Genomic DNA, 22,831 nt, shown 5'->3' with positions numbered 1-22,831 from the left:
CATCTTATGGAACAATTAATCATCATAGGACTATTACTCATTATTATCCTACTGCTTTTGGATAAGAAGTTTATAAATCAGCTTCATCTTAAAAAAAGTGACGAAGCTGACCCACCTTTGCCCTCTATTGTAGGCAAAGCAAGGCCTGAAGAAAGAAAGTTACAGCCATCTGATGTCAATCAGGGACAGGGCGAATCTACCGTTCCAAAATCAAATAATTTTGATTCAGAAACCAAGGAGGAAGCTTTTCAAAATATTCTTATGAAGAAAGATCTGGATGATATTTTGGCTAAGGACATTGATTGGGAGGAAGAGGAAGACGAATGGCAATATCAGAATGATCCAATAGTTGAAAGCGGGTTTGCTACAGGGGTTACCTTTCAGGAATTGAGTACCGCGGGTCAGTTGCTTCAACAAGATATGCTGGAGCCTAATTTAGAACAACAAGCAGTTAATACTATTCAAAAAATTCAAGGAACCGAGCTTTTTGATCTTTTGGAAAATTCGATACATGATGCCTCAACGCGGATTGCTGCTTTGCTGAGCCAGAATATTTCGAATGCAGATGAGGACATTCCTTTTAAGCGTAAGGATAATGCAGAAGGTTTCGATATTGGGGAGTTTGTCTAGGCAGACTCCCTTATTTCTTAAAAGCTCCTTTGCAATTAGTAATTACCTGTAGTATTTTTTTCTAAGCCATAGACTTACTTTCACCAACAGAATCAGGACCGGAACTTCTACGAGCGGACCTATAACACCGACAAATGCTTGTGAAGAATGGATTCCAAAAACGGCTATCGCAACGGCAATAGCTAATTCAAAATTGTTTCCTGTTGCCGTAAAAGCTACAGATGCATTTTTGTCATAGGGTACTTTCAATGCTTTACTAATGAAAAAGCTGATAAAGAAGGTGAGAACAAAGTAGATGATCAATGGGATGGCAACTTTTACAACGTCCATTGGTAGTTCTAAAATTTTATCGCCCTTCAAACTGAACATCAGTACGATGGTAAACAGCAAAGCATATAATGTTAACGGTGAGATAGCCGGAATGAATTTTCTATTGAACCAGTCTTTTCCTTTTAATTTGATCAAGAAGTAACGGCTCAAAAACCCTGCAATAAATGGAACTCCCAAATAAATGAATACACTTTCTGCAACATCTTGCATGGGTACCTCAACATTGAAATTGCCCAAGCCAAGTTTTTGTGGCAATACATTAATGAAAAGCCAGACATAAAAACTATAGAACACCAATTGGAAAATACTGTTTAATGCAATAAGCAGTGCTGCATATTCCCTGTTACCTTTCGCCAAATCGTTCCAGACAATAACCATGGCAATGCATCTTGCCAAACCAATCATTATCAGACCTATCATATAGTCTGGGTCATCCTGTAGGAAGATAATCGCCAAAATGAACATCAAAATAGGGCTGACAACCCAATTCAGCAGCAGTGATACCGACATTACTTTTTTGTCTTTAAAAGCCATTAGTAATAGACTGTAATCGACTTTTGCCAAAGGTGGATACATCATTAAAACCAAGCCTATTGCCAGTGGAATATTAGTTATTCCTACAGATAAAGAATTTGTGACGTTAGAAATATCAGGAAAGAAATATCCCAAGCCAACACCCAAAAGCATTGCTAAAAAAATCCATAGGGTAAGAAAGCGGTCGAGAAATTTTAGTTTTGGTTGCATCAATTAATTTTTATCATAGAAAAGACATAGAACATTTCATTGGCTATCTCTAAGCTTCGCTGTGCATAAACCTTTGATTGCTGTGGTGTATGGTCTGAAAGTTTAGGATCTTCGTATGTAATGGGAATTCTTTCTTCTGCGCCTGCAATGAAGGGACAGCCTCCGTCTGCCTGAGAACACGTCATAATTGCTGCAAATTCGGAGGTAGGATTGAAGGGATTGTCGTATTTCTTTGAAAATCCAATGACGGGTAAAGCATTCTCGCTATACTTTACAGCATATACAGGATTAGCATTGTCTGAAATTCTGAATACAGTTAGGCCTTGGACGATGAGCGTCTCCGAAACTTTCGGAAATAATGCAGTTTCTTCTGTACCTCCAGAAAAACAATGCACTTGAGGAATATTAAAATATTTTGATGCTACCTGTGCCCAGATCTGCGCTAAATGGCTTCTGCGTGAATTGTGGGTACAGATGAAATTAATATTGATCTCCTTTTTACCGTTTACTTTGTATTGAATAAAATCTATCAGGGGTTGCAATGTTGTTTTACGTTCTTCATCAATCGTTTTTGCATTCAATTTTTCAATAGTTTTTGCTAATGCTGGATACATCATGTTAATTTTAGTTAATTCCAATAATTTTACTCCGTCGTTCCATTAATACAGTGTCTTTCCAAACACCGTTCTTTCTACCAATTTTTTCCCGATATCCGACCATCCGGAATCCACATTTCTCGTGTAGTTTGATACTAATTTGATTTTCCGCAAATATCCCGGACTGTAATGTCCATATTTCATTTGACTCACTTTGTTTAATCAATTCATTCAACAACATTTCACCAATCGCTTTTCCTCTGGCATCTGCTGACACGTAGATACTGACCTCTGCTACGCCCGAATAGACAACTCTGCTGGAAACCGGAGATAATGCAGCCCAAGCAAGCATCTCATCATTCCTGTACATACTGATTCTGCAAGAAACAAGATGCCCTTTATCCCATTCTTCCCAAGTGGGCAAATCATTTTGAAAAGTGGCAGTGTTGGTCGCTAATCCCTGACCATAGATTTCTATTACCTCTGGAAAATTTTCTTTGGTAATCGGCTTTATTTCCATAACAACTGAATTAGCAACATCCGCCACCTGGTGTGCAAGAATTGTTTCGATTTACATTAAGTTCGGATAAGTTTTTCTTTTCTTTTTCTGATGGAATTCTACAAGCGTCCTGTGCTAAACAAGCTGTAGTCTTATTTTTTAGAATAAATGTTTTCCCATTGAATTCTAGATCATATTTTCCAATCGTATCACTTTGATATTCAACTTCAATCTCAAAATCCCCAATTCCTAATTTATCTTCAGAGAGTTTAATAATGTTGAGTAATTTGTTAGGCTTCAAACGATGTTCAAAATCGTCTGCATTCCAAAGCTGAAAATTCACAACCTTCTCTGAACGGATGACTCCGCCACAATCGATAAAGTTTTTATTAATCATTCCTACTTCCGTAACGTGAAAATGTTCCGGAACAAATGCTCCATTTTCGAGTTGAAATTTAACATTTTCTAAGGTGGGCAAAATTTCTTTTACTTCTGATAATTTCATATTTAAATCTTTATAGGTTAAATGCAATATTGCGATATATTAATGTAAAAAAATACTTAACAGCATTTTAATTTGGTAACCGTTTGTACTATTGCGGAAAAATAAGTATTGAGAATCTCTATTGTTTTTTCGTCTATACAATAGCAGATAGCGTTTCCAGAAATATTACCTTTTATAATCCCTGCATTTTTCAGTTCTTTTAAATGTTGGGAAACGGTTGGTTGTGCTAAAGGCAATTCGTTCACAATATCGCCACAGATGCACTCATTGACTTTCATCAAATACTCAATAATTGCTATTCTGGCAGGATGTCCTAAAGCTTTTGCAATCGTTGCAATTTGATTTTGTTGATCCGTAAAATGTTCTGTCTTAGTCGCTCCCATAATAATGATATTATATATTGCAATATTACGATAATAAAGTTAGCTAACAAATCTTTTATGCTTTCAAACTGCCAAAAGATTCTCCAAACCGCCATTCGATCAAAATATTTCTTGGTATCTGACACCTTTGCCTCATCAACCCACAGGGTGTGGGAGCAAGTAACAATTAATGTGTTTCAATTATGGAAAAACAAAGAAAAAAAATACTGCTATCAGGTCTGACCTTTGTGGCAGTTACGGGAGCCTTTGCCCAGGGTAACGGCAGTGCCGGGATCAATGAGGCCACGCAGATGGTGACGTCCTATTTTGAACCGGCTACTCAGCTGATCTATGCCATCGGGGCAGTCGTCGGACTCATCGGAGGCGTAAAAGTTTATAACAAGTTCAGCAGTGGTGATCCCGATACGAGCAAGACTGCTGCCAGCTGGTTCGGTGCATGTATCTTCCTGATCGTGGCAGCAACGATCCTACGTTCATTCTTCCTATAAATTTTGTTACTATGAATACATATCATATCAACAAAGGAATAGGAAGAACGGTTGAGTTTAAAGGATTAAAAGCACAATACCTTTTTATTTTCGCTGGTGGCCTGCTAGGTCTGTTGATCTGCGTCATGATTATGTACATGGCGGGAGTCAATACTTATTTCTGTCTGGCATTCGGAGGAGCCAGTAGTGCAATTCTCATCTGGCAGACCTTCTCAATGAATCGAAAATACCGCGAGCATGGCCTGATGAAATTAGGAGCCCGTAAAAAACATCCCAAATATATCATCAGCCGAAAATGCATCTACCGCTATCTGAAAATCAAACCTAAAAGCACCGCAGCATGAGAAATACATCCAAAGCCGCAACGCTAGAGAGTAAATTTCCATTGCTTGCGATAGAGAACGACTGCATCATTTCAAAAGATGCGGATGTTACGGTCTGCTTCAAGGTCAGACTTCCTGAACTTTTTACGGTGGCATCGGCAGAATATGAAGCTATCCATTCCGCTTGGTTCAAGGCTGTCAAGACCCTGCCTGATTTTACAGTCATACACAAACAGGACTGGTTTATTAAAGAGAACTATAACCCTGACCTCTCAAGAGAAGATCAGAGCTTTCTTTCAAAATCATTTGAAAGACATTTCAATGAGCGACCCTTTTTAAACCATTACTGTTATCTGTTCATCACGAAAACCAGTAAGGAGAGAATGCGGATGCAGAGCAACTTTTCATCATTATGTAAAGGCAAGCTCATTCCAAAAGAGATCAAAGACAAAGAAGTGATCAGCCGCTTTTTGGAAGCTGTCGACCAGTTTGAAAGGATTATGAATGACAGTGGCTTTGTGCATCTGGAACGGATGACCGAAGATGAGATCTCAGGAACTTCCGAACAATCAGGTTTACTCGAACAGTACCTGACCCTATCGAGAGAAGCCAATCCTTCCTTACAGGACATCAAGCTCGGATCAGAAGAAATGCGCATCGGCAACAACCGTATCAGTATGCATACTTTATCCGATACCGATGATTTGCCAGGTACGGTATCATCGCACAGCCGGTATGAAAAACTGAGTACCGACCGAAGTGACTGTCTGTTATCATTTGCCTCGCCAGTAGGACTTCTGTTGAGCTGCGATCACATCTACAATCAATATCTGTTCATTGATAACAGCGATGAAAATCTTAGCAAATTCGAAAAGTCAGCAAGGAATATGCATTCGTTGGCTAGGTATAGCAGGGCAAACCAGATCAACAAGGAATGGATCGAGAAATACCTCAATGAAGCCCATTCCTACGGTCTCCAATCCATCCGCGCCCATTTCAACGTGATGTCCTGGTCGGATAATCCTTTAGAATTAAAACAGCTGAAGAATGATACAGGAAGTGCATTGGCATTGATGGAATGCAAGCCCAGATACAATACAACGGACACGGCAACCCTGTACTGGGCAGGGATCCCGGGCAATGCAGGTGACTTTCCAAGTGAAGAAAGTTTTTACACGTTCATTGAACCAGCCCTGTGTTTCTTCACGGAGGAAAGCAATTACCACAATTCTCCTTCACCGTTCGGGATCAAGATGGCTGACCGGCTGACAGGAAAACCCATTCATCTTGATATCTCCGATCTTCCGATGAAACAGGGGATCATCACCAATCGGAACAAGTTTATTTTGGGACCTTCAGGAAGTGGTAAATCCTTTTTCACCAACCATATGGTCAGACAGTATTACGAACAGGGAGCACACGTTCTCTTGGTCGATACCGGAAATTCTTACCAAGGATTATGCGAACTGATCAAAGGAAAAACGAAAGGAGAGGACGGCGTGTATTTTACCTATACCGAAGACAATCCCATTGCCTTCAATCCATTCTATACCGATGATGGTGTCTTTGACATCGAAAAAAGAGAGAGTATCAAGACTTTGATCCTGACTTTATGGAAAAGGGATGATGAACCACCAAGCCGTTCAGAAGAGGTTGCTTTGTCCAATGCGGTGAGCGGATATATTGGGAAGATTAAGTCTAATAAACACCATCCTTCATTCAATGGATTCTATGAGTACGTGAAAGATGACTACCAGAAAGTTCTGGAACAAAAGAAGGTCAGGGAAAAGGACTTCGATCTTGCCAACTTTCTCAATGTGCTGGAGCCCTATTACAGAGGAGGTGAATATGACTACCTGCTCAATTCAGAAAGACAATTGGATCTGTTATCCAAACGTTTCATTGTGTTTGAGATCGACGCCATCAAAGACCATAAGATCCTGTTCCCGATCGTGACCATCATCATTATGGAAGTCTTCATCAATAAGATGCGAAGACTGAAGGGGATCAGAAAACTGATCCTCATTGAAGAAGCGTGGAAAGCCATTGCCAAGGAAGGCATGGCAGAATACATCAAATATTTGTTCAAAACGGTCAGAAAGTTCTTCGGAGAGGCTATTGTGGTGACCCAGGAAGTGGATGACATCATCCAGTCACCCATCGTCAAAGAGAGTATTATCAATAATTCAGACTGCAAGATCCTTTTAGACCAGCGCAAGTATATGAACAAATTCGATGATATCCAGGCAATGCTGGGTCTTACTGACAAAGAAAAGTCACAGGTACTCTCCATCAATATGAACAATGATCCGCGAAGACTGTACAAGGAAGTCTGGATCGGACTGGGCGGAACGCACTCTGCGGTGTATGCCACTGAAGTTTCCACGGAAGAATACCTGGCTTATACCACTGAAGAAACAGAAAAGATTGAGGTGATGAATCTCGCTTCTGAATTAGATGGCAATGTGGAACACGCCATCAAAAGGATTTCTCTCAAAAGAATCAAATCGAACACAAAAGAAAATTAATTAGTCCAATCATTTAAAATTTTACAACAATGAAAAATTTGATTATCAACACAGCAATGGTGGTGATTTTCGCTACCGCAACATTTGCCAAAGCACAATTTGTAGTAACAGATCCAGGCAACCTGGCTTCAGGCATATTAAACTCTGCCAATGAGATTGTACAAACCTCTTCGACGGTATCCAATGTCATTAAGAACTTCAATGAAGTTAAGAAGGTCTATGAACAAGGAAAGGAGTATTATGACAAGCTGAAGGCTGTCAACAATCTGGTGAAAGATGCCCGAAAGGTACAGCAGACCGTCCTTCTTGTAGGTGATGTCTCAGAGATCTACGTCAACAATTTTGGGAAGATGCTTAACGATCCCAACTTCAATGTCCAGGAACTGACGGCAATCGCCAGCGGTTATTCAGCGCTGCTGAATGAAAGTACTGAACTGCTTAAAGAACTGAAAGAGATCATCACAGCCAATGGTCTTTCCTTAAACGATAAGGAAAGAATGGATGTGATCGACCGTGTATATAAGGAGGTTAAAGAATATCATAATCTGGTGCGATACTACACGAACAAGAATATTTCTGTAAGCTACTTAAGAGCAAAAAAACAGAACAACACCCAAAGGGTCTTGGATCTTTACGGAACATCAAACCAAAAATACTGGTAAGATGGAACCGAATAACTTACACGAAGTCCTTCGTTCGGTTTATGATGAGATGATGCCATTATGTGCCGATATGGCTGCGGTAGCCAAAGGGGTGGCCGGATTAGGTGCACTGTTCTATGTGGCCATCAAGGTATGGCAGTCACTCAGCCGTGCAGAACCGATCGATCTGTTTCCGATGCTCAGACCCTTTGCCATCGGTATTTGCATTATGTTCTTTTCGACTTTGGTATTGGGAAGTATCAATGGCGTTTTAAGTCCGATCGTTCAGGGAAGCCATTCGATGCTGGAGGATCAGATTCTTGATATGAACGAATTGCAACAGAAAAAAGACCTTTTGGAACGGGAAGCGATGCTCAGAAATCCCGAAATGGCCTATCTGATCTCTGATGAAGAGTTCGATAAAAAGTTGGAAGAGTTGGGATGGTCACCATCAGACCTGGTGACAATGTCCGGGATGTATATTGAAAGGGAAATGTTCAATATCAAAAAAGATATCAGGGACGGTTTCCGAGAGTTTCTGGAAATTCTCTTCCAGGCAGCTGCGTTGGTCATTGATACGATCCGGACCTTCTTTCTCATTGTACTTTCCATATTGGGTCCTATAGCTTTTGCCATATCGGTCTGGGATGGTTTTCAGAGCACACTGACCCAATGGCTGACGAGATATATCAGTGTTTATTTGTGGTTACCGGTTGCGGATATTTTCAGTTCAATCCTTGCAAAAATACAATCGCTCATCCTGGAGCGGGATATTGAGATGCTGGCAGATCCGAACTTCATTCCTGATACTTCTAACACGGTTTACATCATCTATATGATCATCGGGATCATCGGATATTTTACGGTTCCAACCGTTACCGGCTGGGTCATTCAGGCAGGAGGTGCCGGTAACTTTATGCGCAACGTCAACCAGACCGCCACAAAATCAGGAAATATTGCCGGAGCAGCAGCAGGCAGTGCAACAGGTAATATCTCAGGCAGATTATTAAAATAAAAATACGATCCAATGGAATTTAAAACTTTAAGAAATATAGAGAGCAGCTTCAAGCAGATCCGCTTATTTACATTCGTTTTTGCGGTGCTCTGCTTTGGCGTGGTAGGCGTGGTCGTTATCAAGTCCTATCAATTTGCAGAAGAACAACGTCAGAAGATCTACGTGCTTGACAACGGCAAATCTCTGATGGTGGCACTGTCTCAGGATATGTCGATTAACAGGCCTGTCGAGGCCAGGGAGCATGTAAGGCGTTTTCACGAACTGTTCTTTACAGTTGCACCGGATAAAAATGCCATTGAAAGCAATGTTAAAAGAGCTTTTAATCTGGCAGACCAGTCAGCATTCGATTACTATAAAGACCTTCAGGAGAAAGGCTATTACAACCGGATTATCTCAGGCAATATTCAGCAGAGGGTAGAGGTTGACAGTGTCGTTGCCAACTTCGACAGCTATCCTTATAACGTAAAAACGTACGCAAGACAATTCATCATCCGGTCCAGCAATCTGACGATACGAAGTCTGATCACCAATTGTTCATTAGTGAACTCTGTGCGGTCAGACAGCAATCCCCAGGGATTTACGATTGAAAAATTCAATGTTCTTGAAAACAAAGATGTTGAAACAGTTGAACGTTAAAAGTCAGAACAATGAAAAAAATAAGGGATAAAATAGAGCGGCAGATTTTGCATGCAGACAAAAAATGGAAAGAGCTCCCGGCGAAACGTCAGAGGTTTTTCACCAAGCTGTTTTTTGCAGGTTATACCGTAGTTACATTACTGGTGTTGATCAGCATCTTTATCACAACAGCAAATAATAACAACACCATGTCGATCAGTCATATTACGACCATATCTGATCACACTGCTATGAAAAGACAGTCACACGATAACAAAACGGGTTCAACCCTTAAAAAATAGGACAATGAAAGATTCAAATAAAATCAAGGTCACGGAGGGCGAATCGCAGGAACAGGAAAGAGAAGCAGAAGGTCTGCAGAAATTTCCAGTGGAACGATTTAAAAAGCCGATCATTTATTTTCTGATGGCTATTGTCTGTGTCGGATGCCTCTACCTCATCTTTAAACCAAACGAGGATAAGGTCATTGAAGAATCAGGCTTCAATGCGGGTATACCACAGGCAAAGGATGATCAGCTACAATCTGACAAACAGAAAGCTTACGAACAGCAGCTGCTGGAGCAAAAAAATGAAGAGAAACGAAATGCGATGACCACCTTGTCTGATTACTGGACTGACCAAAACAGCCTTAACCAAAATTCTGATCAGACGTCATTTACTGCTAATCCGAATAGTCTGTCACCATCTAATCCGAGTGCAGTTAACAGTTATCGCAATGCGCAGCAGACATTAGGTTCCTTCTACAGCAGGGATGATCAGGAAGTGAATAATCTTAGGAAAGAAATATCCAGATTAAAGAATGAAGCTTTGCAGAACAATGCTGTTCCTGCAGGTCTTGGGGTCAATGACCAATTGGAACTGATGGAAAAATCCTACCAAATGGCTGCGAAATACCTTCCCCAAAGTAGTAAGCAGGAAGATCCTATATCAAGAGAAGAGGATGTGAAGCAGCCTTCTGGAAATAAAGTACAGCTCACGTCAGTAAAATCAGCTCACTTAAATATTGTCTCTTCTTTGTACAGAGAGCCATCGGACAGCGCTTTTCTGGCTGGTCTGAATGATAATAGATTGTTTGGAACTCAGGATGAAACCAATGATTCAAAACAATCAAAAAATGCGATCAAAGGTCTTGTACAAGAGTCAATGACGATGACCAATGAAAGTACATTATCGATCAGACTCTTGGAAAGTATGCTTCTGGCTCATACCAAAATTCCTGCAGGAACCTTACTAAAGGCAAACGGCAAATTTCAGGGTGGGAGACTGCAATTGAAAATTTCGTCGATAGAATATCAGGGTAGCATTTATCCTGTAGAGATCAATGTTCATGACAATGATGGTCAGCTCGGCTTATATGTTCCTTATTCACCGGAGCAAAATGCTGTGACCGACATTGTGGGCAGTATGGGGCAAACTTCTGGTACCAATATTATGATGACGCAGTCGGCAGGTCAGCAGATCGCTGCGGACCTAAGCAGGGGAGCTGTACAGGGTCTGTCGGGCTACTTCCAGAAGAAGGTCAGACAACCAAAGGTTACCGTAAAGGCAGGGCATCAGGTTCTGTTGGTGCCAAAAAAATAACCACTTAAAATCAAAAAAAAATGAACAAAATAAAAAGCCTTTATCTCGCTATAGTAGCATTTCTGCTTTTGACAGGCAAGGCACTGGCGCAGGATTCCATATCAGGATATCCTCCATTGCAAGAGGCAAGGTTGGAACCCTACAAAATGCAGGTCACCTATAATAAAACCTCGCACCTGCTTTTTCCTTCGCCGATCCGGTATGTCGATCTGGGGAGTGACCTGCTGGTCGCCAATAAGGCCGAAGCTGTTGGAAATGTTCTCCGGATCAAATCGGCAGTCAGGGATTTTGAAGAAGAAACCAATTTTTCGGTGATCACCGAAGATGGGAAGTTCTACAATTTCGATGTGTTTTACAGTTCATATCCTGATGCACTCAGCTATGATCTTTTAAAGATGCAAAGAAGCCATGAGCGTCAGTATGCTACGGATGTCATGTTTGAAGATCTTAAAGGAAGTTCTTCTTCCCTGACAGCACTCATCATGGAAAACCTGTACGAAAAGAGCACAAGAACCATCAAGCACATTGCTTCCAGAAGCTACGGGGTTCAGTTTTCAGTCCGGGCACTGCATGTAAATGAAAGCAAATTCTATTTCACCTTAGAGGTTAAGAACAGCAGTAACGTAGCATTTGATATTGACCTCATCAATTTCAGGATTGTCGATAAAAAGAATCTGAAAAGAACGGTCGTTCAAGACAAACTTTTGCAGCCGCTTCGCATCCATTTTCCGGTAAGGACAGCTGCTCACGATTCTGAAATATCTGGGGTTTATCTGATGGATCAGTTTACGCTGTTAAAAGACCAGGTTCTGGAGATCGAAGTTCTTGAAAAGAATGGAGGAAGACACCAGATAGTCCAGCTTGACAATGCAGATTTGATCCAAGCGAGGCTGATCAGCAGTTTAAACATAAAAACAAACTAAAGATGAATAAGATATTTTTAGCTATAATCTTGATTATTGCGATGGGTAAAAAAACTCTGGCTCAGCAAATGATCCCTCATCAAAAAGGATTCGAAATTTCATATTCAGTATTTCCACAATCTCCTGAAAAGCAAAATTACGCTTTAGGTGCAGGTATTATTTCTTACACCAAAAATGGTAATTATCTTTTCGGACTTACCGAATACAGCAGAAAATATTACGAATATACCGATTACGATATCCCGATTGATACTTTTTTATTCAATGGTGGTTACAGTCTCCATTTGTGGGGAGATCTGATGAGAAATCTCAATATTAATTTTGGTATAGGTGGGCTTGCAGGTTATGAACAAATCAATAAGGGAAATGAAATGATTTATGATGGCTCTAACATTAATGCAACCGGGAACTTTATTTACGGTGCAGGTGGTAAGCTGTCTTTAGAAAGTTATCTCACAGAACATTTGGTCTTCCTAGTCAACGGTCAGCTACGCTATTTGCCGAACAGTCAGCTTGGTCAATTTTACGCTTTGTATGGTTTTGGAATGCGATTTAATTTTTAAAAAAGCTTGTAAAATGAAAAATATAATCAACAAAAAGATCTTACAATTATGTACTAATTCACTGGTAATTTTCGTAATCAGTTTTGTCCTTTATTCATGTCAGGACAGCGATCTGGAAATTCAGCAAGACTTTCCTTTTGAAGTCCATATAATGCCTGTTCCTGATAAAATTGCTAAGAATGAGACGGTAGAGATTCGTATCTCACTCATTACTCCTTATAATTTTAAAGGGACTACTTACAATGTTCGTTATTTTCAATATGAAGGAGCCGGTCAACTTCAATATTACAGTGATCCTCCATATCTACCGAATGATGAATACCCTTTAAAGCAAAAGCAATTCAGGCTATACTACACATCTCAGGTTTCTGAATCACATCAATTCAGTATTTGGATCAAAGATAGTTTTGGTAATGAAAGAAGGGTCGATTTTGAATTCGACAATGCATCTTAAAATTTGCAATTAATTTCTAGCGGCTTGGTTTTTAAACCAAGCCGCTTTTTTTATTAGGACATTAAAAGCAAATTCAGGTCAGGGTCGGACGAATTAAAGTGTAGGCGGCATTTTACGAGAGATTGCAAATAAAAATGAATTATTTGGGATCTAAAAAAAGACTATCGGGGTTTATCTACAATGTCATTTCTCATGCTGTAGGATATCAACTCGCTGATTGTAGCTTCTGCGATCTGTTTGCAGGAACAGGAGTAGTAGGAAACTATTTTCATGATAAAGTTAAAAGTATCATTTACAATGATAGGGAATACTATAGTTTTGTGATTACAAGTGCATTCTTTAGCAAAGTGCCAGAAGAGAAATACAGGGCAATCCTTTCGGAGCTAAATCAATTAGATGGCACGGAAGGATTTATATTTAATGAATACTCGGAAAGTGGGGCAGCAGGAAGACTCTACTTTTCATCCGAAAACGGTGCAAAGATAGATGCAATAAGGACGGATATTGAAAAACGATTTCAAAGCTCTGACATAGATCAAGATTTTTATATACTTTTATTGGCTACCTTGTTAAAAGCGGTCGATAAAGTTGCTAATACAGCCTCCGTGTATTGCGCTTACCTAAAGACACTAAAAATAGCCGCCACCAAAAACTTACAATTACTTCCTCTTAAAAGAACGTCATTATCACATCCGGACTGTCAAATATTTAATCAGGACAGCAACGAATTAATTGATCAAATACAAGGTCATATCCTTTATTTGGATCCTCCGTACAATGGAAGAGAGTATAGTTCGTATTATCATTTGCTGAATACCATCGCTTTGTATGATATCGATTTTGAGCCTCGGGGAAATACTGGATTGAGATCCTATAATACATCAAAGTTCTGTTTAAGATCAGAGGTTGAAAATGTGATGTTCGATCTTTTACAAAGATGCAATTTTCAACATGTTTTTCTAAGCTATAATAATGAAGGGTTTCTAGGACATCAAATCATTTCGGAGATGATGAATAGTCTGGGCAAATACCAATGTTCAAAAATAGATCATCAGCGATTTAAAAGTAATAAAGGGATGGATAAAGGACGAACTGTAGAATATCTTCATCATTTAATTAAATGATAAATATGTAAAAGCTCACAACTTTTATGATACAGTGGCTTCGTGAGGTCTATCATAGGAGTTGTATCAATATTCTTTGCGAAAAGACGTTTTCGACCGTAGGAAGGAATTGTCTTTTCGCCCGAATTTGAAAATACACGACAATAAAATCTTGTCGTGTATTTTGTTAATAATATGAATTTATTTATAAATGACCCTCGTCGGCAAATGATAAATAATCGGTTGATGTAAGGATGACATGATCCAGTAATTTTAAGTTTAAAAATTCTGATGCGATTTTAATGCTCTGCGTAATTTTCAGATCTTCGGCAGAGGGTTTCAAATTTCCGGAGGGATGATTATGTGCCAATATTAAAGCTGAAGCGTTACAAAGCAGTGCCGCCTGCATGATGATACGGACATCGACAACCGTGGAAGAAATTCCCGATTCAGAAATTTTTCTTATCCCTAAAACTTTGTGAGCCTGATTTAAATATAAGGCAAAAAATGATTCTCGATAATCTATTTCATCACGGTCAAAATGCTGACGGAATATATCCACTGCATCGCGTGAACTACTAACTAATTTTTCAGAATTTCCTTTTCTGGAATAACTTAATTTTATCTCGTTGACAATATTAAATTTCATAATGGTCGCTCTTATACGGTAGAGACTTGAATTTCCCGTACTTAATTTTTAAAACAGTTTTAATTCATGATCAGAGTTTCTGCGCCAGAAAGGGCAAAACTTTCGCATAGATCAAAAGCCTTTTGAGACCTTAACTGTGCTGTCCCTCCCAAGACAATGGATTGAAGTTTGGCTTCGTTATCTTTGTAATTTCTGACATTCTGAAAATAACCTGTGACAGCATTATATGCTCCGAACAAAGTTCCCTTCGTTGTTTCCATTTGTTGGCTTTCGCTGATCATCGCATAAGCAAAAGCATCATCAACTGTATTTTTAAAAACAGTTGACAGATCATCAAAATTCCCTCTTTGTAAATGCTCTAAGGTTTCTTTATTGGGGCAGAGTGCCAATTGGATCAGCTTTTTCATTTCATCATCACCGACCTTTATTTTTGCCCAATGATTAAACGTGCTTTCCAATTCATTACTTAGTTTATTCGCTAATCCCATAACCTTGTGGGCATCGTCCAAACGCTGTTTTGCTCCTGCAGTATGTCTGATCCGTACCACATTGCTCATATTTTTTAGTGAAGCGTTTAAAGTATTTTGACAAACAATGCGAACGGGGGTAAATGCGGCGGTGATGCTTCCGCTCCCATCGTGGGAGGTGGTCAGGAAAATATATTTTTCCGTAATATCATCACCATTTCCAACACGGATATAATCAGGTAATTTAGCCGTGATAAAAATTCGCTCTCCATTTCCCAAAGCTCCTGCAGTCTCGTATAAAATTCCATCTCCACCGCCTACAATAGAATCAAAAAATGAAAAGGCTTCACGGTTTTGTACGATCTGGTAATCTTTTCCGACCACGCCTAAAACGGTGTTATTATCGGTGCGGATATTGGCAAAGTAGTTGGGAACTTCCAATTCTGAATCGATCATTTCTATTCCGTTGGTATTTTCGATAATGCCTGCACCTTTTGTAAAGAGGGGAGACTTTTCAACCTCGTAGTCAAGTCCTGCAAATTTGATGGATTCTTCACTTGTCGGGTATTCCTGTACGATCTGCCCCAAGTTGTGCCATGCTTTTTCCTTTACGCTGAAAAATGAATATTTTCCTGTTCTGTTGTTGAAATTTAAATTATGTGCCATGATGTTAATATTTAACTGTTAGAGAATTCTGTTTGATGATCTTAAAATGGTAGGTTATCATCGTTTTCACTGTCGTTAGAATTAGAATTAGAATTAGAATTAGAAGTTTCCTTCTTAACTTTTTTATTCGATTCAGTAAACTTATTTTCAGTTCGTTTACTACAGCTGTGAACTTTGATCTGCGAGGTGTGGAAATTCAGACCTGCATGGGGTTCTCCGTCTTTTCCTAACCATGCAGAGGTGTAGGCTCTTCCGCTTAATTCAACCAAAGTCCCTTTTGTTAAAAAGTCTGCAACTTTTGGAGAGATCCAATAGGCGCATTCAAAATAGGTGGTCTGTTCGATTCGTTCGCCCTGTTTGTTGCGATAATTGTCATTCGTAGCAATTGAAAAATTAACTACCTGTTTTTCATTTGGCAAGTTGCGCACTTCCGCATCCCTGGTCAGTCTTCCGATAATGTTCATAATCGTAGGTTTTTAAGATTGTACATTTTGATTTGTTCTCAATCTCTTCTCCGTCATTTCTCTGAAAGCCCTTTGGGCTTCGCTGAATATTTTTCAAAAGAAAAACCGGAAAAAAGAAAGCAGATAATCTTATCGGGCAAAGGGCAAAGCCAAAAGGAAACGGAATAATTGGAGGGTACCTTCAGGGAGGAGACCGTTTATGCCGTAGTCTTTTGGCTGGTTGAAGAAATGGATGACCGATATACCTTAGCTGCCTTTTTACCGGTTTATTATGAAAAAAATTAGTTGTATGTAATATTTAATAATTTCTCCCTGATGGTTAGTTTTAGTGTTTTTCGATTTGTATTTTACACAGTAAATACACTATATTTACATTATTCATTTAAATCTTGAAGACCTATGCAGATCAGTGCTTTTAACGAATACTACGATAAGCTTACTACCGTTGAGAAAAAGAACAGTCCCAAAGAGTTGTTTTACAAAGGGGATTTTTCGTTACTGGAAAATGGAAGAAGGGTAGCGGTCGTTGGATCCAGAAAGGTTTCTGAACTGGGTATAAGAAGAGCAAGAAAGATAGCGAAGCTCTTGGTTCAAAATGACATTACTGTAGTCAGCGGCTTAGCAGAAGGTGTCGATTCTATCGCACATAAAACTGCCATTGAATTTCAAGGTCACACCATAGGTGTTATCGGGACACCCCTTGATAAATATTTCCCTGCTGAAAATAAAGACCTTCAGGATTTTATTGCTGAAAATCACCTGCTGATCTCGCAGTTCCAGGAAAACTATCCCGTAACTCCAAAAAGTTTCTCTATAAGAAACCGCACAATGGCGTTGATTAGTGACGCAACGATCATCATTGAGGCGAGTGAGAAAAGCGGAACAAAACATCAGGGTTGGGAGGCATTGAGGTTGGGAAGACAGTTGTTCATTATGGAGAATGTACTCAACGATAAAATCTCATGGGCAGAAGAAATGTTAAGCTATGGTGCATAGGTATTGACCAATGATAATTTTGAATTTTTGATCGAAAGTATTCCCTATTTAACAACAAAGAAAGAGTATGTCTTTTGAGTTTCCTACTTTTCTGGCCTATTCTCCAAGAGGTAAGTCCGAGATAGAAATTTCTTCAAGGACGGTTGCCGGTTCCTGTAAAAACGGAGATGTAAGCTTCAGTACGAGATTAAGCCAAAGAATAAAAGAAGCAGATCTATCAGAATTTTTTGCTAACTCAGCTTTAGTTCCGGTACCAAGAAGTACACCTCTAGTTGATGGCGCTGTTTTTCCGGCGAAGATCATCTGTGAGACGCTTGCCAGCAATGGAGTGGGAGAGAGTGTGGCAAATTGTCTACAACGTAAATATGCAATTCCCAAATCAAGTGGACAATTTCACGCAGACACCAGAAATACAGTGCAAGCACATCAGGAAAGTTTAGAAGTGACCCCGATATTAATCACTGAACCAACTATTATTGTAATCGATAATATTCTGACTTTAGGAAGAACATCTATGGCTTGCGCACTAGAACTTCAGAAAGTTCATCCTGATAAAGAGATCAAAATATTCTGCGCGATTAGAACAAGAGGTTTAAGAGAAGTTGATAAAATAATTGATATCAGCAAAGGGACTATGCATTTGACCGCTAATGGTAATGTAAAATTACCTGATTGATTATTCAATTTTTTTTATTTATTCCACCTTTTGTTTATTAATAGGTGCAAAGATCTTCACGGGAAGTTATTATAAAATCAGGTAGTGAATATTTTTTTGAAACAAGGGAAGGAATATTGAATTTTATGCTCATTACATCTATTTCTTTTGTCCCATTTTTATCTCCATATTATTCAGCATTGGAACTAATAATTCTTATATTTTTCTCATGAATCCTTTTTTGAAGCCATTGCGTAAGCTGATCCCGGTCAACATCCTTACCGGAATAAAATAAAGTAAACTGCAGTCTTGCGCTGTCTGTCCTCGGATATTGCTCGATTTTTCCGTAAGAAATATCACCAATGGCAGGATAAAGGATCTTTATTTCTTGAATAAGTGTTGAATCTGTCACTTTATAGCTGTCCAGTTCCTGTCTGAGCTTAGAAATAGCAATGTCTTTTTCCGAAATGTTATTATCAAACTTATTGATCTCGTTTAAGATTTCAGACTTAATATCGGTATCATTCTGACGTATGCTAAGCTTGGTATCTGTAAGTCCGTTGTCTACCAGCATTTTATTAAATGAGGTAATTTCACTGTCCGTAAATTTTTTGTTGAGAAAAGCAAGGTCAATCGTTTTAGGGCTTGAGTTATAATTGATCTTCTTGTAAATAACCGTATAACCGTTATTTTCAAATTCCTTCTGGACAAACTGTTCAGCGGTCTTCGTAAACTTCTTTTCTTTATATAGGTTATAAGCCAGATAAAAGCTTGGTACAATCATAACGATGATCAGGATAGAGATCCCGTACCTGATTCTTTTCTCATATTTGTTATCAATAATAGAAGATGGGTATTGCAGAAACTTTACCACGAAAAATGTAGCAATACAAATAAAGAAGCAATTAATGGTATAAAGATAAAAAGCCCCGAAAAAATATGAAAAATTAAAAGTTGCCAAACCAAAACCTGCGGTACATAGTGGCGGCATCAAAGCGGTGGCAATGGCAACGCCGGGAATCGGATTTCCCTTTTCAACCCTTGTTATAGCAATCACACCCACTAATCCACCAAAAAACGCGATGAGGACATCATAGATATTGGGCGCTGTTCTTGCCAGAAGTTCTGACTGCACGTCTTTAAACGGGCTGACATAAAAGTAGATCGCAGACACTGTAAGACTTACAAAAGTGGCGATCAAAAGGTTTTTAAACGACTTTTTCAGCAATGAAAAATTGTAGGTTCCCAGAGCAAACCCGGCTCCTACGATCGGTCCCATTAACGGAGAAATCAGCATCGCCCCGATAATTACTGCCGTAGAATTAACGTTTAGACCAATTGAAGCGATAATAATCGCACATGCCAGGATCCACAGATTTGAACCCCGGAAAGAAATGTTGGAAACAACATTCTCAAGAACCTTATCTTTTTTTTCTTCACCATTGTGAAGGTTGATAAAATTGAAGATATTTCTGATCATCCGTAACTATTTTGCAGATCGGTTGAGAATTACATAGCCTATAATCCCACCAATGAGTGATGCGGCAAATATACCGATTTTTGCCTGGGTCTGGTATTCTTCATGGCTGAAGGCGAGTGAGGTAACAAAAAGCGACATGGTAAATCCTATAGAAGCTAAAAATCCGAGTCCCAAAAGATTTTTAAAGGTCATACCATCAGGTACTTTTGCGATTTTCAGTTTGATAAAAAGAATACTGAATCCTACAATTCCCAGGACTTTACCTATGAGAAGACCTAAAGCAGTTCCTAATGCGATATTGTTGTCAAAAAGACTTTCCATATCAATGCTTAAGGAAACCCCAGCGTTCGCTATCGCAAAAATGGGAATAATAAGAAATGATACGGCAGGATGCATGGCATGTTCCAGTCTTTGTAATGGAGGTGTAGCAGCCAGGGTTGCTTCGTTCATTTTTTCAAGGACATGAAGCTGTTCATTGGTAAGCGTCGGTGTATTTTCGGTCGGATCAATATTTTTGAATCGTTCCAGATAGGAATTAATTTTCGCAATGAAAAGATTTTCTCTGATCTTCACATCCGCAGGAATTGTAAAGGCGGCCAGTACAGCGGCGATCGTTGCGTGAACTCCTGATACCAGAAAGCACGTCCATACTCCGCCAATTCCGAGCACAGCATAAAAAATAATGGATCTTACACCAAGCTTGTTTCCTAAATACATTAAAGCAAGGATGATAAGTCCTGCCAGTAAAAACGTCATATTGATTTCTGCAGTATAGAAAAATGCGATGACCAGTACCGCACCCAGGTCGTCCACAATAGCCAGAGCAGTTAAGAAAACTTTGAGCGCAAGAGGAATCTTTTTTCCTAACAGGTAGAGAACGCCCAATGCAAAGGCAATATCAGTAGCCATCGGTATTCCCCAGCCCTTGTGTGGTTCTCCTGAAGGATTGAAAAGAAGATAGATGAGGGCAGGCATCACCATACCGCCAACAGCGGCCACAATAGGTAAGAGAGCCTTTCTGACATTGGAAAGTTCTCCACCGATAATTTCCCTTTTCAATTCCAACCCGACCACGAAGAAAAATATTGACATCAGACCGTCATTGATCCAGTGGTGGATGTTGTAATCAAAGTAAGTGTGATCGTTCCACCTGAAACCGAAAGATTGTGCGAGGATCTCGTGATAGGCATGAGAGAGTGGTGTATTAGCCAGGATCAAAGCAATGATCACGCTGATTCCCAACAGAAGACCTCCCGATTTTTCCTGTTGAATAAACCGTTGCATAGGCTGCACGATCTTATCGATCGGTTTCTGGTTATAACCGTTACTCATTGTTGAATTTTTAAATGCGCCTAAATTTACGGCTTTCAAAACTTTTTCCCAAGTGAATACTTTTCCAATAAAGTTATAAGGATAGTTTCACAGTAATACAGCGTCGGAGGAGATGTTGATTTTTAGAACATTGTCTGATAAAATTTAAGCATAAATTTTAAAATAAAAAATAGCACTGGCTGTAAATTAATTTATAATATTACATGTCTAAAACAATAAATCAACAAAAATGTCGACAAAAAAACTTGGCGAATGGTATGCCACTGCCATCTGTGGAAACGATATCACTTCTTCCTGTTTGTATGTTTCTGCACTTGCTATTGTTGCAGCAGGGCAGTATGCCTGGATCGCTCTTCTGCTCGTTGCAGCGGTTCTGTATCTGTTCAGAAAGATCTATGGTGAAGTTGTTGGAGCGCTTCCTCTTAACGGCGGCGCTTATAATGTTTTGCTGAACACAACATCGAAAAGCAATGCATCTGTTGCCGCTTGCCTTACCATTCTATCTTATATGGCCACTGCGGTGATCTCCTCCAGTGAGGCAATGCATTATCTCCATCACATCCTGCCATATTTCAACGTAAACATTGCTACATTTGTTTTGCTGCTTATATTTTTAGGACTGACGATTCTGGGGATCTCAGAGAGTGCGGTCGTTGCGCTGGTTATCTTCATTTTTCATCTTACGACAATGGCTTTGCTCATTGGTTCGTGCATCTATTTTGTTTTTGAGAATGGCCTGTCTATATTGATAGAAAATTTTCACCTGCCTGTTCGAAATGGCAGTATTATGACAGCTATTTTTTTTGGTTTTTCAGCAGCGATGCTGGGTATATCGGGTTTTGAAAGCTCATCCAATTTCGTAGAGGAACAGAAAAGGGGGGTATTTGCAAAAACGCTGCGAAATATGTGGATCGCCGTCTCTATCCTGAATCCACTCATTGCATTCCTTGCCATTTGCATTATTCCAATCTCTGAGGTTCAATCCCATCAGAATTCTTTTCTGAGCTATGTAGGAACACTTACCGGAGGCAAGTGGTTGGCAACCATTATTTCGATCAATGCGGTATCTGTTTTAAGCGGTGCCGTTCTTACTTCTTTCGTTGGTGTAAACGGACTGATTAAAAGGATGACCCTGGACAGAATACTTCCCAATTATTTCCTGAAGGAAAATAAAAGAGGGAGCACCTACAGGATCCTGATTTTGTTTTTTCTGCTTTGCTGTTCGGTCCTTTTGGTGACTCGTGGTCAGCTTGGGCCTTTGGCAGCGGTCTATGCTTTGTCGTTTCTTACCGTAATGGCTTCTTTTGCTTTGGGTAATATTCTCTTAAAGCTGAGACGCTCCCGTCTTCCACGGCCCGAAAGTGCTAGGCCGGGCGCTGTGGTCATCGCCTTATTTGCAATTATAATTGCTTTGTACGGTAATATTAAAACCAAGCCTCAGTATCTCGTCACTTTTCTCCAATATTTTATTCCCTCTGTACTTATTATTCTCGCGATGCTGATGAGGAAAGATATCATGCATTTTGTAGTTAATATGCTGGAATCCGTATCCCGCGGATATAAAAAATACACCGTCACAAGACAGCGCTTCCTGAACCGAAAACTTAAAAAACTCTATGAGCAGAATTTCGTATTCTTCTCAAAAGGTGACGATATCGCAACCTTAAATAAGGTGATGATGTATCTTCATGAGAATGAAGTAACCAATAAAATGAAGATTGTAACAGTCCTTGAAAAGGAGCAGATCCCTGACCCGAAGTTCCTTGCAGATTTTGAAGTTTTGGACCGGGCTTATCCGGATGTTGACATGGAATATATTACTTTGGTTGGTAAATTCACGCCGGAACTCGTAGAAGATCTCAGCAACAAATGGAACATTCCGAAGAACTTCATGTTTATCAGCAGCCCTGGCGACCGGTTCAGTTATAGAGTGGATGAACTGGGAGGTGTACGATTGGTATTATAACACCACTGGAACTTTTTATGAATAAATTACGTATACGCTTTAACAAAAATTTGTAATTTTTAGTAAATATTTAACACTGCTTAAAAAAAGATTAAAAACCAAAGGGGCTACCTTTGTATGTGCCACATATGATAGTGTGGAATTTTCAAAAATTTCTGTAGATAATGGTATTTAAGTCATCCGTATTTATATACATTCTTACAATCTTTACTCT

Annotated in this window: 26 protein-coding genes; 16 read left to right on the top strand and 10 right to left on the bottom strand. The window is 39.5% G+C overall.

Annotated elements, in window-relative coordinates:
* Positions 1-6 precede the first annotated feature (6 nt).
* Positions 7-630, top strand: a complete 624-nt coding sequence (locus BMW64_RS16740) for a hypothetical protein (protein ID WP_090001201.1) — start codon at positions 7-9, stop codon at positions 628-630.
* A gap of 42 nt (positions 631-672) precedes the next feature.
* Here BMW64_RS16740 and arsB read toward each other — a convergent pair whose 3' ends face one another.
* From arsB to BMW64_RS16715, 5 genes are read right to left on the bottom strand one after another with little or no spacing between them, the layout of a single operon-like run.
* Positions 673-1,704 (bottom strand): ACR3 family arsenite efflux transporter, encoded by a 1,032-nt coding sequence (arsB, locus tag BMW64_RS16735; protein WP_090001199.1) that lies wholly within the window; start codon positions 1,702-1,704, stop codon positions 673-675.
* The gene (locus tag BMW64_RS16730; protein WP_090001197.1) at positions 1,704-2,318 is read right to left on the bottom strand and encodes a low molecular weight phosphatase family protein; all 615 of its coding nucleotides are present in this window, start codon (positions 2,316-2,318) and stop codon (positions 1,704-1,706) included. The genes arsB and BMW64_RS16730 overlap by 1 nt, the downstream gene beginning before the upstream one ends.
* 10 nt (positions 2,319-2,328) lie before the next feature.
* Entirely contained in the window at positions 2,329-2,820 is a 492-nt protein-coding gene (locus BMW64_RS16725) for a GNAT family N-acetyltransferase (RefSeq protein WP_090001195.1), read from the bottom strand.
* A 10-nt stretch (positions 2,821-2,830) separates the two neighbouring features.
* Positions 2,831-3,304, bottom strand: coding sequence for a DUF6428 family protein (locus BMW64_RS16720; RefSeq protein WP_090001193.1), 474 nt, complete (start codon positions 3,302-3,304; stop codon positions 2,831-2,833).
* A gap of 56 nt (positions 3,305-3,360) precedes the next feature.
* Positions 3,361-3,687 carry an ArsR/SmtB family transcription factor gene (locus tag BMW64_RS16715; RefSeq protein WP_090001191.1) on the bottom strand — a complete coding sequence of 109 codons (327 nt, stop codon included), beginning with the start codon at positions 3,685-3,687 and terminating at the stop codon, positions 3,361-3,363.
* A gap of 182 nt (positions 3,688-3,869) precedes the next feature.
* Here BMW64_RS16715 and BMW64_RS16710 point away from each other — a divergent pair, with 182 nt between their 5' ends.
* From BMW64_RS16710 to BMW64_RS16655, 12 genes are all read left to right on the top strand, one after another.
* Positions 3,870-4,175 (top strand): DUF4134 domain-containing protein, encoded by a 306-nt coding sequence (locus tag BMW64_RS16710; RefSeq protein ID WP_090001189.1) that lies wholly within the window; start codon positions 3,870-3,872, stop codon positions 4,173-4,175.
* Between the two features lie 11 nt (positions 4,176-4,186).
* Positions 4,187-4,519 (top strand): DUF4133 domain-containing protein, encoded by a 333-nt coding sequence (locus tag BMW64_RS16705; RefSeq protein WP_090001187.1) that lies wholly within the window; start codon positions 4,187-4,189, stop codon positions 4,517-4,519.
* Positions 4,516-7,026, top strand: coding sequence for a TraG family conjugative transposon ATPase (locus BMW64_RS16700; protein ID WP_090001185.1), 2,511 nt, complete (start codon positions 4,516-4,518; stop codon positions 7,024-7,026). The genes BMW64_RS16705 and BMW64_RS16700 overlap by 4 nt, the downstream gene beginning before the upstream one ends.
* Before the next feature lie 29 nt (positions 7,027-7,055).
* Positions 7,056-7,688, top strand: a complete 633-nt coding sequence (locus BMW64_RS16695; protein WP_090001183.1) for a DUF4141 domain-containing protein — start codon at positions 7,056-7,058, stop codon at positions 7,686-7,688.
* 1 nt (position 7,689) lies between these two features.
* Positions 7,690-8,682, top strand: coding sequence for a conjugative transposon protein TraJ (gene traJ / locus BMW64_RS16690; RefSeq protein WP_090001181.1), 993 nt, complete (start codon positions 7,690-7,692; stop codon positions 8,680-8,682).
* A 12-nt stretch (positions 8,683-8,694) separates the two neighbouring features.
* Positions 8,695-9,318, top strand: coding sequence for a conjugative transposon protein TraK (gene traK, locus BMW64_RS16685; RefSeq protein ID WP_090001179.1), 624 nt, complete (start codon positions 8,695-8,697; stop codon positions 9,316-9,318).
* Between the two features lie 11 nt (positions 9,319-9,329).
* Complete coding sequence (locus BMW64_RS16680) at positions 9,330-9,599, top strand: hypothetical protein (protein ID WP_090001177.1); 270 nt, start codon at positions 9,330-9,332, stop codon at positions 9,597-9,599.
* 4 nt (positions 9,600-9,603) lie between these two features.
* Positions 9,604-10,899 (top strand): conjugative transposon protein TraM, encoded by a 1,296-nt coding sequence (traM, locus tag BMW64_RS16675; RefSeq protein WP_090001175.1) that lies wholly within the window; start codon positions 9,604-9,606, stop codon positions 10,897-10,899.
* 20 nt (positions 10,900-10,919) lie between these two features.
* The gene (traN, locus tag BMW64_RS16670; RefSeq protein ID WP_090001173.1) at positions 10,920-11,822 is read left to right on the top strand and encodes a conjugative transposon protein TraN; all 903 of its coding nucleotides are present in this window, start codon (positions 10,920-10,922) and stop codon (positions 11,820-11,822) included.
* A 2-nt stretch (positions 11,823-11,824) separates the two neighbouring features.
* Positions 11,825-12,385 carry a conjugal transfer protein TraO gene (locus BMW64_RS16665; protein ID WP_090001171.1) on the top strand — a complete coding sequence of 187 codons (561 nt, stop codon included), beginning with the start codon at positions 11,825-11,827 and terminating at the stop codon, positions 12,383-12,385.
* Positions 12,386-12,398: 13 nt separating this feature from the next.
* Positions 12,399-12,839 carry a TraQ conjugal transfer family protein gene (locus BMW64_RS16660; protein WP_090001253.1) on the top strand — a complete coding sequence of 147 codons (441 nt, stop codon included), beginning with the start codon at positions 12,399-12,401 and terminating at the stop codon, positions 12,837-12,839.
* Between the two features lie 134 nt (positions 12,840-12,973).
* The gene (locus BMW64_RS16655; protein WP_090001169.1) at positions 12,974-13,963 is read left to right on the top strand and encodes a DNA adenine methylase; all 990 of its coding nucleotides are present in this window, start codon (positions 12,974-12,976) and stop codon (positions 13,961-13,963) included.
* A 184-nt stretch (positions 13,964-14,147) separates the two neighbouring features.
* Here BMW64_RS16655 and BMW64_RS16650 read toward each other — a convergent pair whose 3' ends face one another.
* The 3 genes from BMW64_RS16650 to BMW64_RS16640 are packed head-to-tail and all read right to left on the bottom strand — an operon-like array spanning position 14,148 to position 16,188.
* Positions 14,148-14,591 carry a JAB domain-containing protein gene (locus BMW64_RS16650; protein WP_090001167.1) on the bottom strand — a complete coding sequence of 148 codons (444 nt, stop codon included), beginning with the start codon at positions 14,589-14,591 and terminating at the stop codon, positions 14,148-14,150.
* 59 nt (positions 14,592-14,650) lie between these two features.
* Positions 14,651-15,724 (bottom strand): DUF932 domain-containing protein, encoded by a 1,074-nt coding sequence (locus tag BMW64_RS16645; RefSeq protein WP_090001165.1) that lies wholly within the window; start codon positions 15,722-15,724, stop codon positions 14,651-14,653.
* A 41-nt stretch (positions 15,725-15,765) separates the two neighbouring features.
* A complete protein-coding gene (locus BMW64_RS16640) occupies positions 15,766-16,188 on the bottom strand; it encodes a single-stranded DNA-binding protein (RefSeq protein WP_090001162.1) in 423 nt (140 codons plus the stop codon).
* A gap of 399 nt (positions 16,189-16,587) precedes the next feature.
* Here BMW64_RS16640 and BMW64_RS16635 point away from each other — a divergent pair, with 399 nt between their 5' ends.
* Both BMW64_RS16635 and BMW64_RS16630 read left to right on the top strand, forming a co-directional pair.
* Positions 16,588-17,184 carry a DNA-processing protein DprA gene (locus BMW64_RS16635; protein ID WP_090001160.1) on the top strand — a complete coding sequence of 199 codons (597 nt, stop codon included), beginning with the start codon at positions 16,588-16,590 and terminating at the stop codon, positions 17,182-17,184.
* Positions 17,185-17,251: 67 nt separating this feature from the next.
* Entirely contained in the window at positions 17,252-17,860 is a 609-nt protein-coding gene (locus BMW64_RS16630) for a hypothetical protein (protein WP_090001158.1), read from the top strand.
* Between the two features lie 169 nt (positions 17,861-18,029).
* On the opposite strand, the gene BMW64_RS16625 is transcribed toward BMW64_RS16630, so the two are convergent.
* Both BMW64_RS16625 and nhaA read right to left on the bottom strand, forming a co-directional pair.
* Positions 18,030-19,319 carry a DUF389 domain-containing protein gene (locus BMW64_RS16625; protein WP_090001156.1) on the bottom strand — a complete coding sequence of 430 codons (1,290 nt, stop codon included), beginning with the start codon at positions 19,317-19,319 and terminating at the stop codon, positions 18,030-18,032.
* Positions 19,320-19,325: 6 nt separating this feature from the next.
* Complete coding sequence (nhaA, locus tag BMW64_RS16620) at positions 19,326-20,651, bottom strand: Na+/H+ antiporter NhaA (RefSeq protein ID WP_090001154.1); 1,326 nt, start codon at positions 20,649-20,651, stop codon at positions 19,326-19,328.
* A gap of 229 nt (positions 20,652-20,880) precedes the next feature.
* On the opposite strand from nhaA, the gene BMW64_RS16615 reads away from it, so the two are divergent.
* Positions 20,881-22,617, top strand: coding sequence for an APC family permease (locus BMW64_RS16615; RefSeq protein WP_090001152.1), 1,737 nt, complete (start codon positions 20,881-20,883; stop codon positions 22,615-22,617).
* The last annotated feature ends 214 nt before the right edge of the window (positions 22,618-22,831 follow it).

The organism is Chryseobacterium taichungense (assembly GCF_900109935.1).
Lineage (GTDB): Bacteria > Bacteroidota > Bacteroidia > Flavobacteriales > Weeksellaceae > Chryseobacterium > Chryseobacterium taichungense.
Note: the sequence above shows the minus strand (reverse complement) of the source record. Positions and strands in the feature narration are given on the sequence as shown.

Coding starts and splice junctions, on each gene's coding strand:
- BMW64_RS16640 (WP_090001162.1), bottom strand. CDS start 16,188: ATGAACATTATCGGAAGACTGACCAGGGATGCGGAAGTGCGCAACTTG.
- BMW64_RS16625 (WP_090001156.1), bottom strand. CDS start 19,319: ATGATCAGAAATATCTTCAATTTTATCAACCTTCACAATGGTGAAGAA.
- BMW64_RS16635 (WP_090001160.1), top strand. CDS start 16,588: ATGCAGATCAGTGCTTTTAACGAATACTACGATAAGCTTACTACCGTT.
- BMW64_RS16705 (WP_090001187.1), top strand. CDS start 4,187: ATGAATACATATCATATCAACAAAGGAATAGGAAGAACGGTTGAGTTT.
- BMW64_RS16630 (WP_090001158.1), top strand. CDS start 17,252: ATGTCTTTTGAGTTTCCTACTTTTCTGGCCTATTCTCCAAGAGGTAAG.
- BMW64_RS16680 (WP_090001177.1), top strand. CDS start 9,330: ATGAAAAAAATAAGGGATAAAATAGAGCGGCAGATTTTGCATGCAGAC.
- BMW64_RS16655 (WP_090001169.1), top strand. CDS start 12,974: ATGAATTATTTGGGATCTAAAAAAAGACTATCGGGGTTTATCTACAAT.
- BMW64_RS16715 (WP_090001191.1), bottom strand. CDS start 3,687: ATGGGAGCGACTAAGACAGAACATTTTACGGATCAACAAAATCAAATT.
- BMW64_RS16615 (WP_090001152.1), top strand. CDS start 20,881: ATGTCGACAAAAAAACTTGGCGAATGGTATGCCACTGCCATCTGTGGA.
- BMW64_RS16730 (WP_090001197.1), bottom strand. CDS start 2,318: ATGTATCCAGCATTAGCAAAAACTATTGAAAAATTGAATGCAAAAACG.
- BMW64_RS16650 (WP_090001167.1), bottom strand. CDS start 14,591: ATGAAATTTAATATTGTCAACGAGATAAAATTAAGTTATTCCAGAAAA.
- BMW64_RS16720 (WP_090001193.1), bottom strand. CDS start 3,304: ATGAAATTATCAGAAGTAAAAGAAATTTTGCCCACCTTAGAAAATGTT.
- BMW64_RS16660 (WP_090001253.1), top strand. CDS start 12,399: ATGAAAAATATAATCAACAAAAAGATCTTACAATTATGTACTAATTCA.
- BMW64_RS16695 (WP_090001183.1), top strand. CDS start 7,056: ATGAAAAATTTGATTATCAACACAGCAATGGTGGTGATTTTCGCTACC.
- traK (WP_090001179.1), top strand. CDS start 8,695: ATGGAATTTAAAACTTTAAGAAATATAGAGAGCAGCTTCAAGCAGATC.
- nhaA (WP_090001154.1), bottom strand. CDS start 20,651: ATGAGTAACGGTTATAACCAGAAACCGATCGATAAGATCGTGCAGCCT.
- arsB (WP_090001199.1), bottom strand. CDS start 1,704: ATGCAACCAAAACTAAAATTTCTCGACCGCTTTCTTACCCTATGGATT.
- traJ (WP_090001181.1), top strand. CDS start 7,690: ATGGAACCGAATAACTTACACGAAGTCCTTCGTTCGGTTTATGATGAG.
- BMW64_RS16645 (WP_090001165.1), bottom strand. CDS start 15,724: ATGGCACATAATTTAAATTTCAACAACAGAACAGGAAAATATTCATTT.
- BMW64_RS16740 (WP_090001201.1), top strand. CDS start 7: ATGGAACAATTAATCATCATAGGACTATTACTCATTATTATCCTACTG.
- BMW64_RS16665 (WP_090001171.1), top strand. CDS start 11,825: ATGAATAAGATATTTTTAGCTATAATCTTGATTATTGCGATGGGTAAA.
- traM (WP_090001175.1), top strand. CDS start 9,604: ATGAAAGATTCAAATAAAATCAAGGTCACGGAGGGCGAATCGCAGGAA.
- traN (WP_090001173.1), top strand. CDS start 10,920: ATGAACAAAATAAAAAGCCTTTATCTCGCTATAGTAGCATTTCTGCTT.
- BMW64_RS16710 (WP_090001189.1), top strand. CDS start 3,870: ATGGAAAAACAAAGAAAAAAAATACTGCTATCAGGTCTGACCTTTGTG.
- BMW64_RS16725 (WP_090001195.1), bottom strand. CDS start 2,820: ATGGAAATAAAGCCGATTACCAAAGAAAATTTTCCAGAGGTAATAGAA.
- BMW64_RS16700 (WP_090001185.1), top strand. CDS start 4,516: ATGAGAAATACATCCAAAGCCGCAACGCTAGAGAGTAAATTTCCATTG.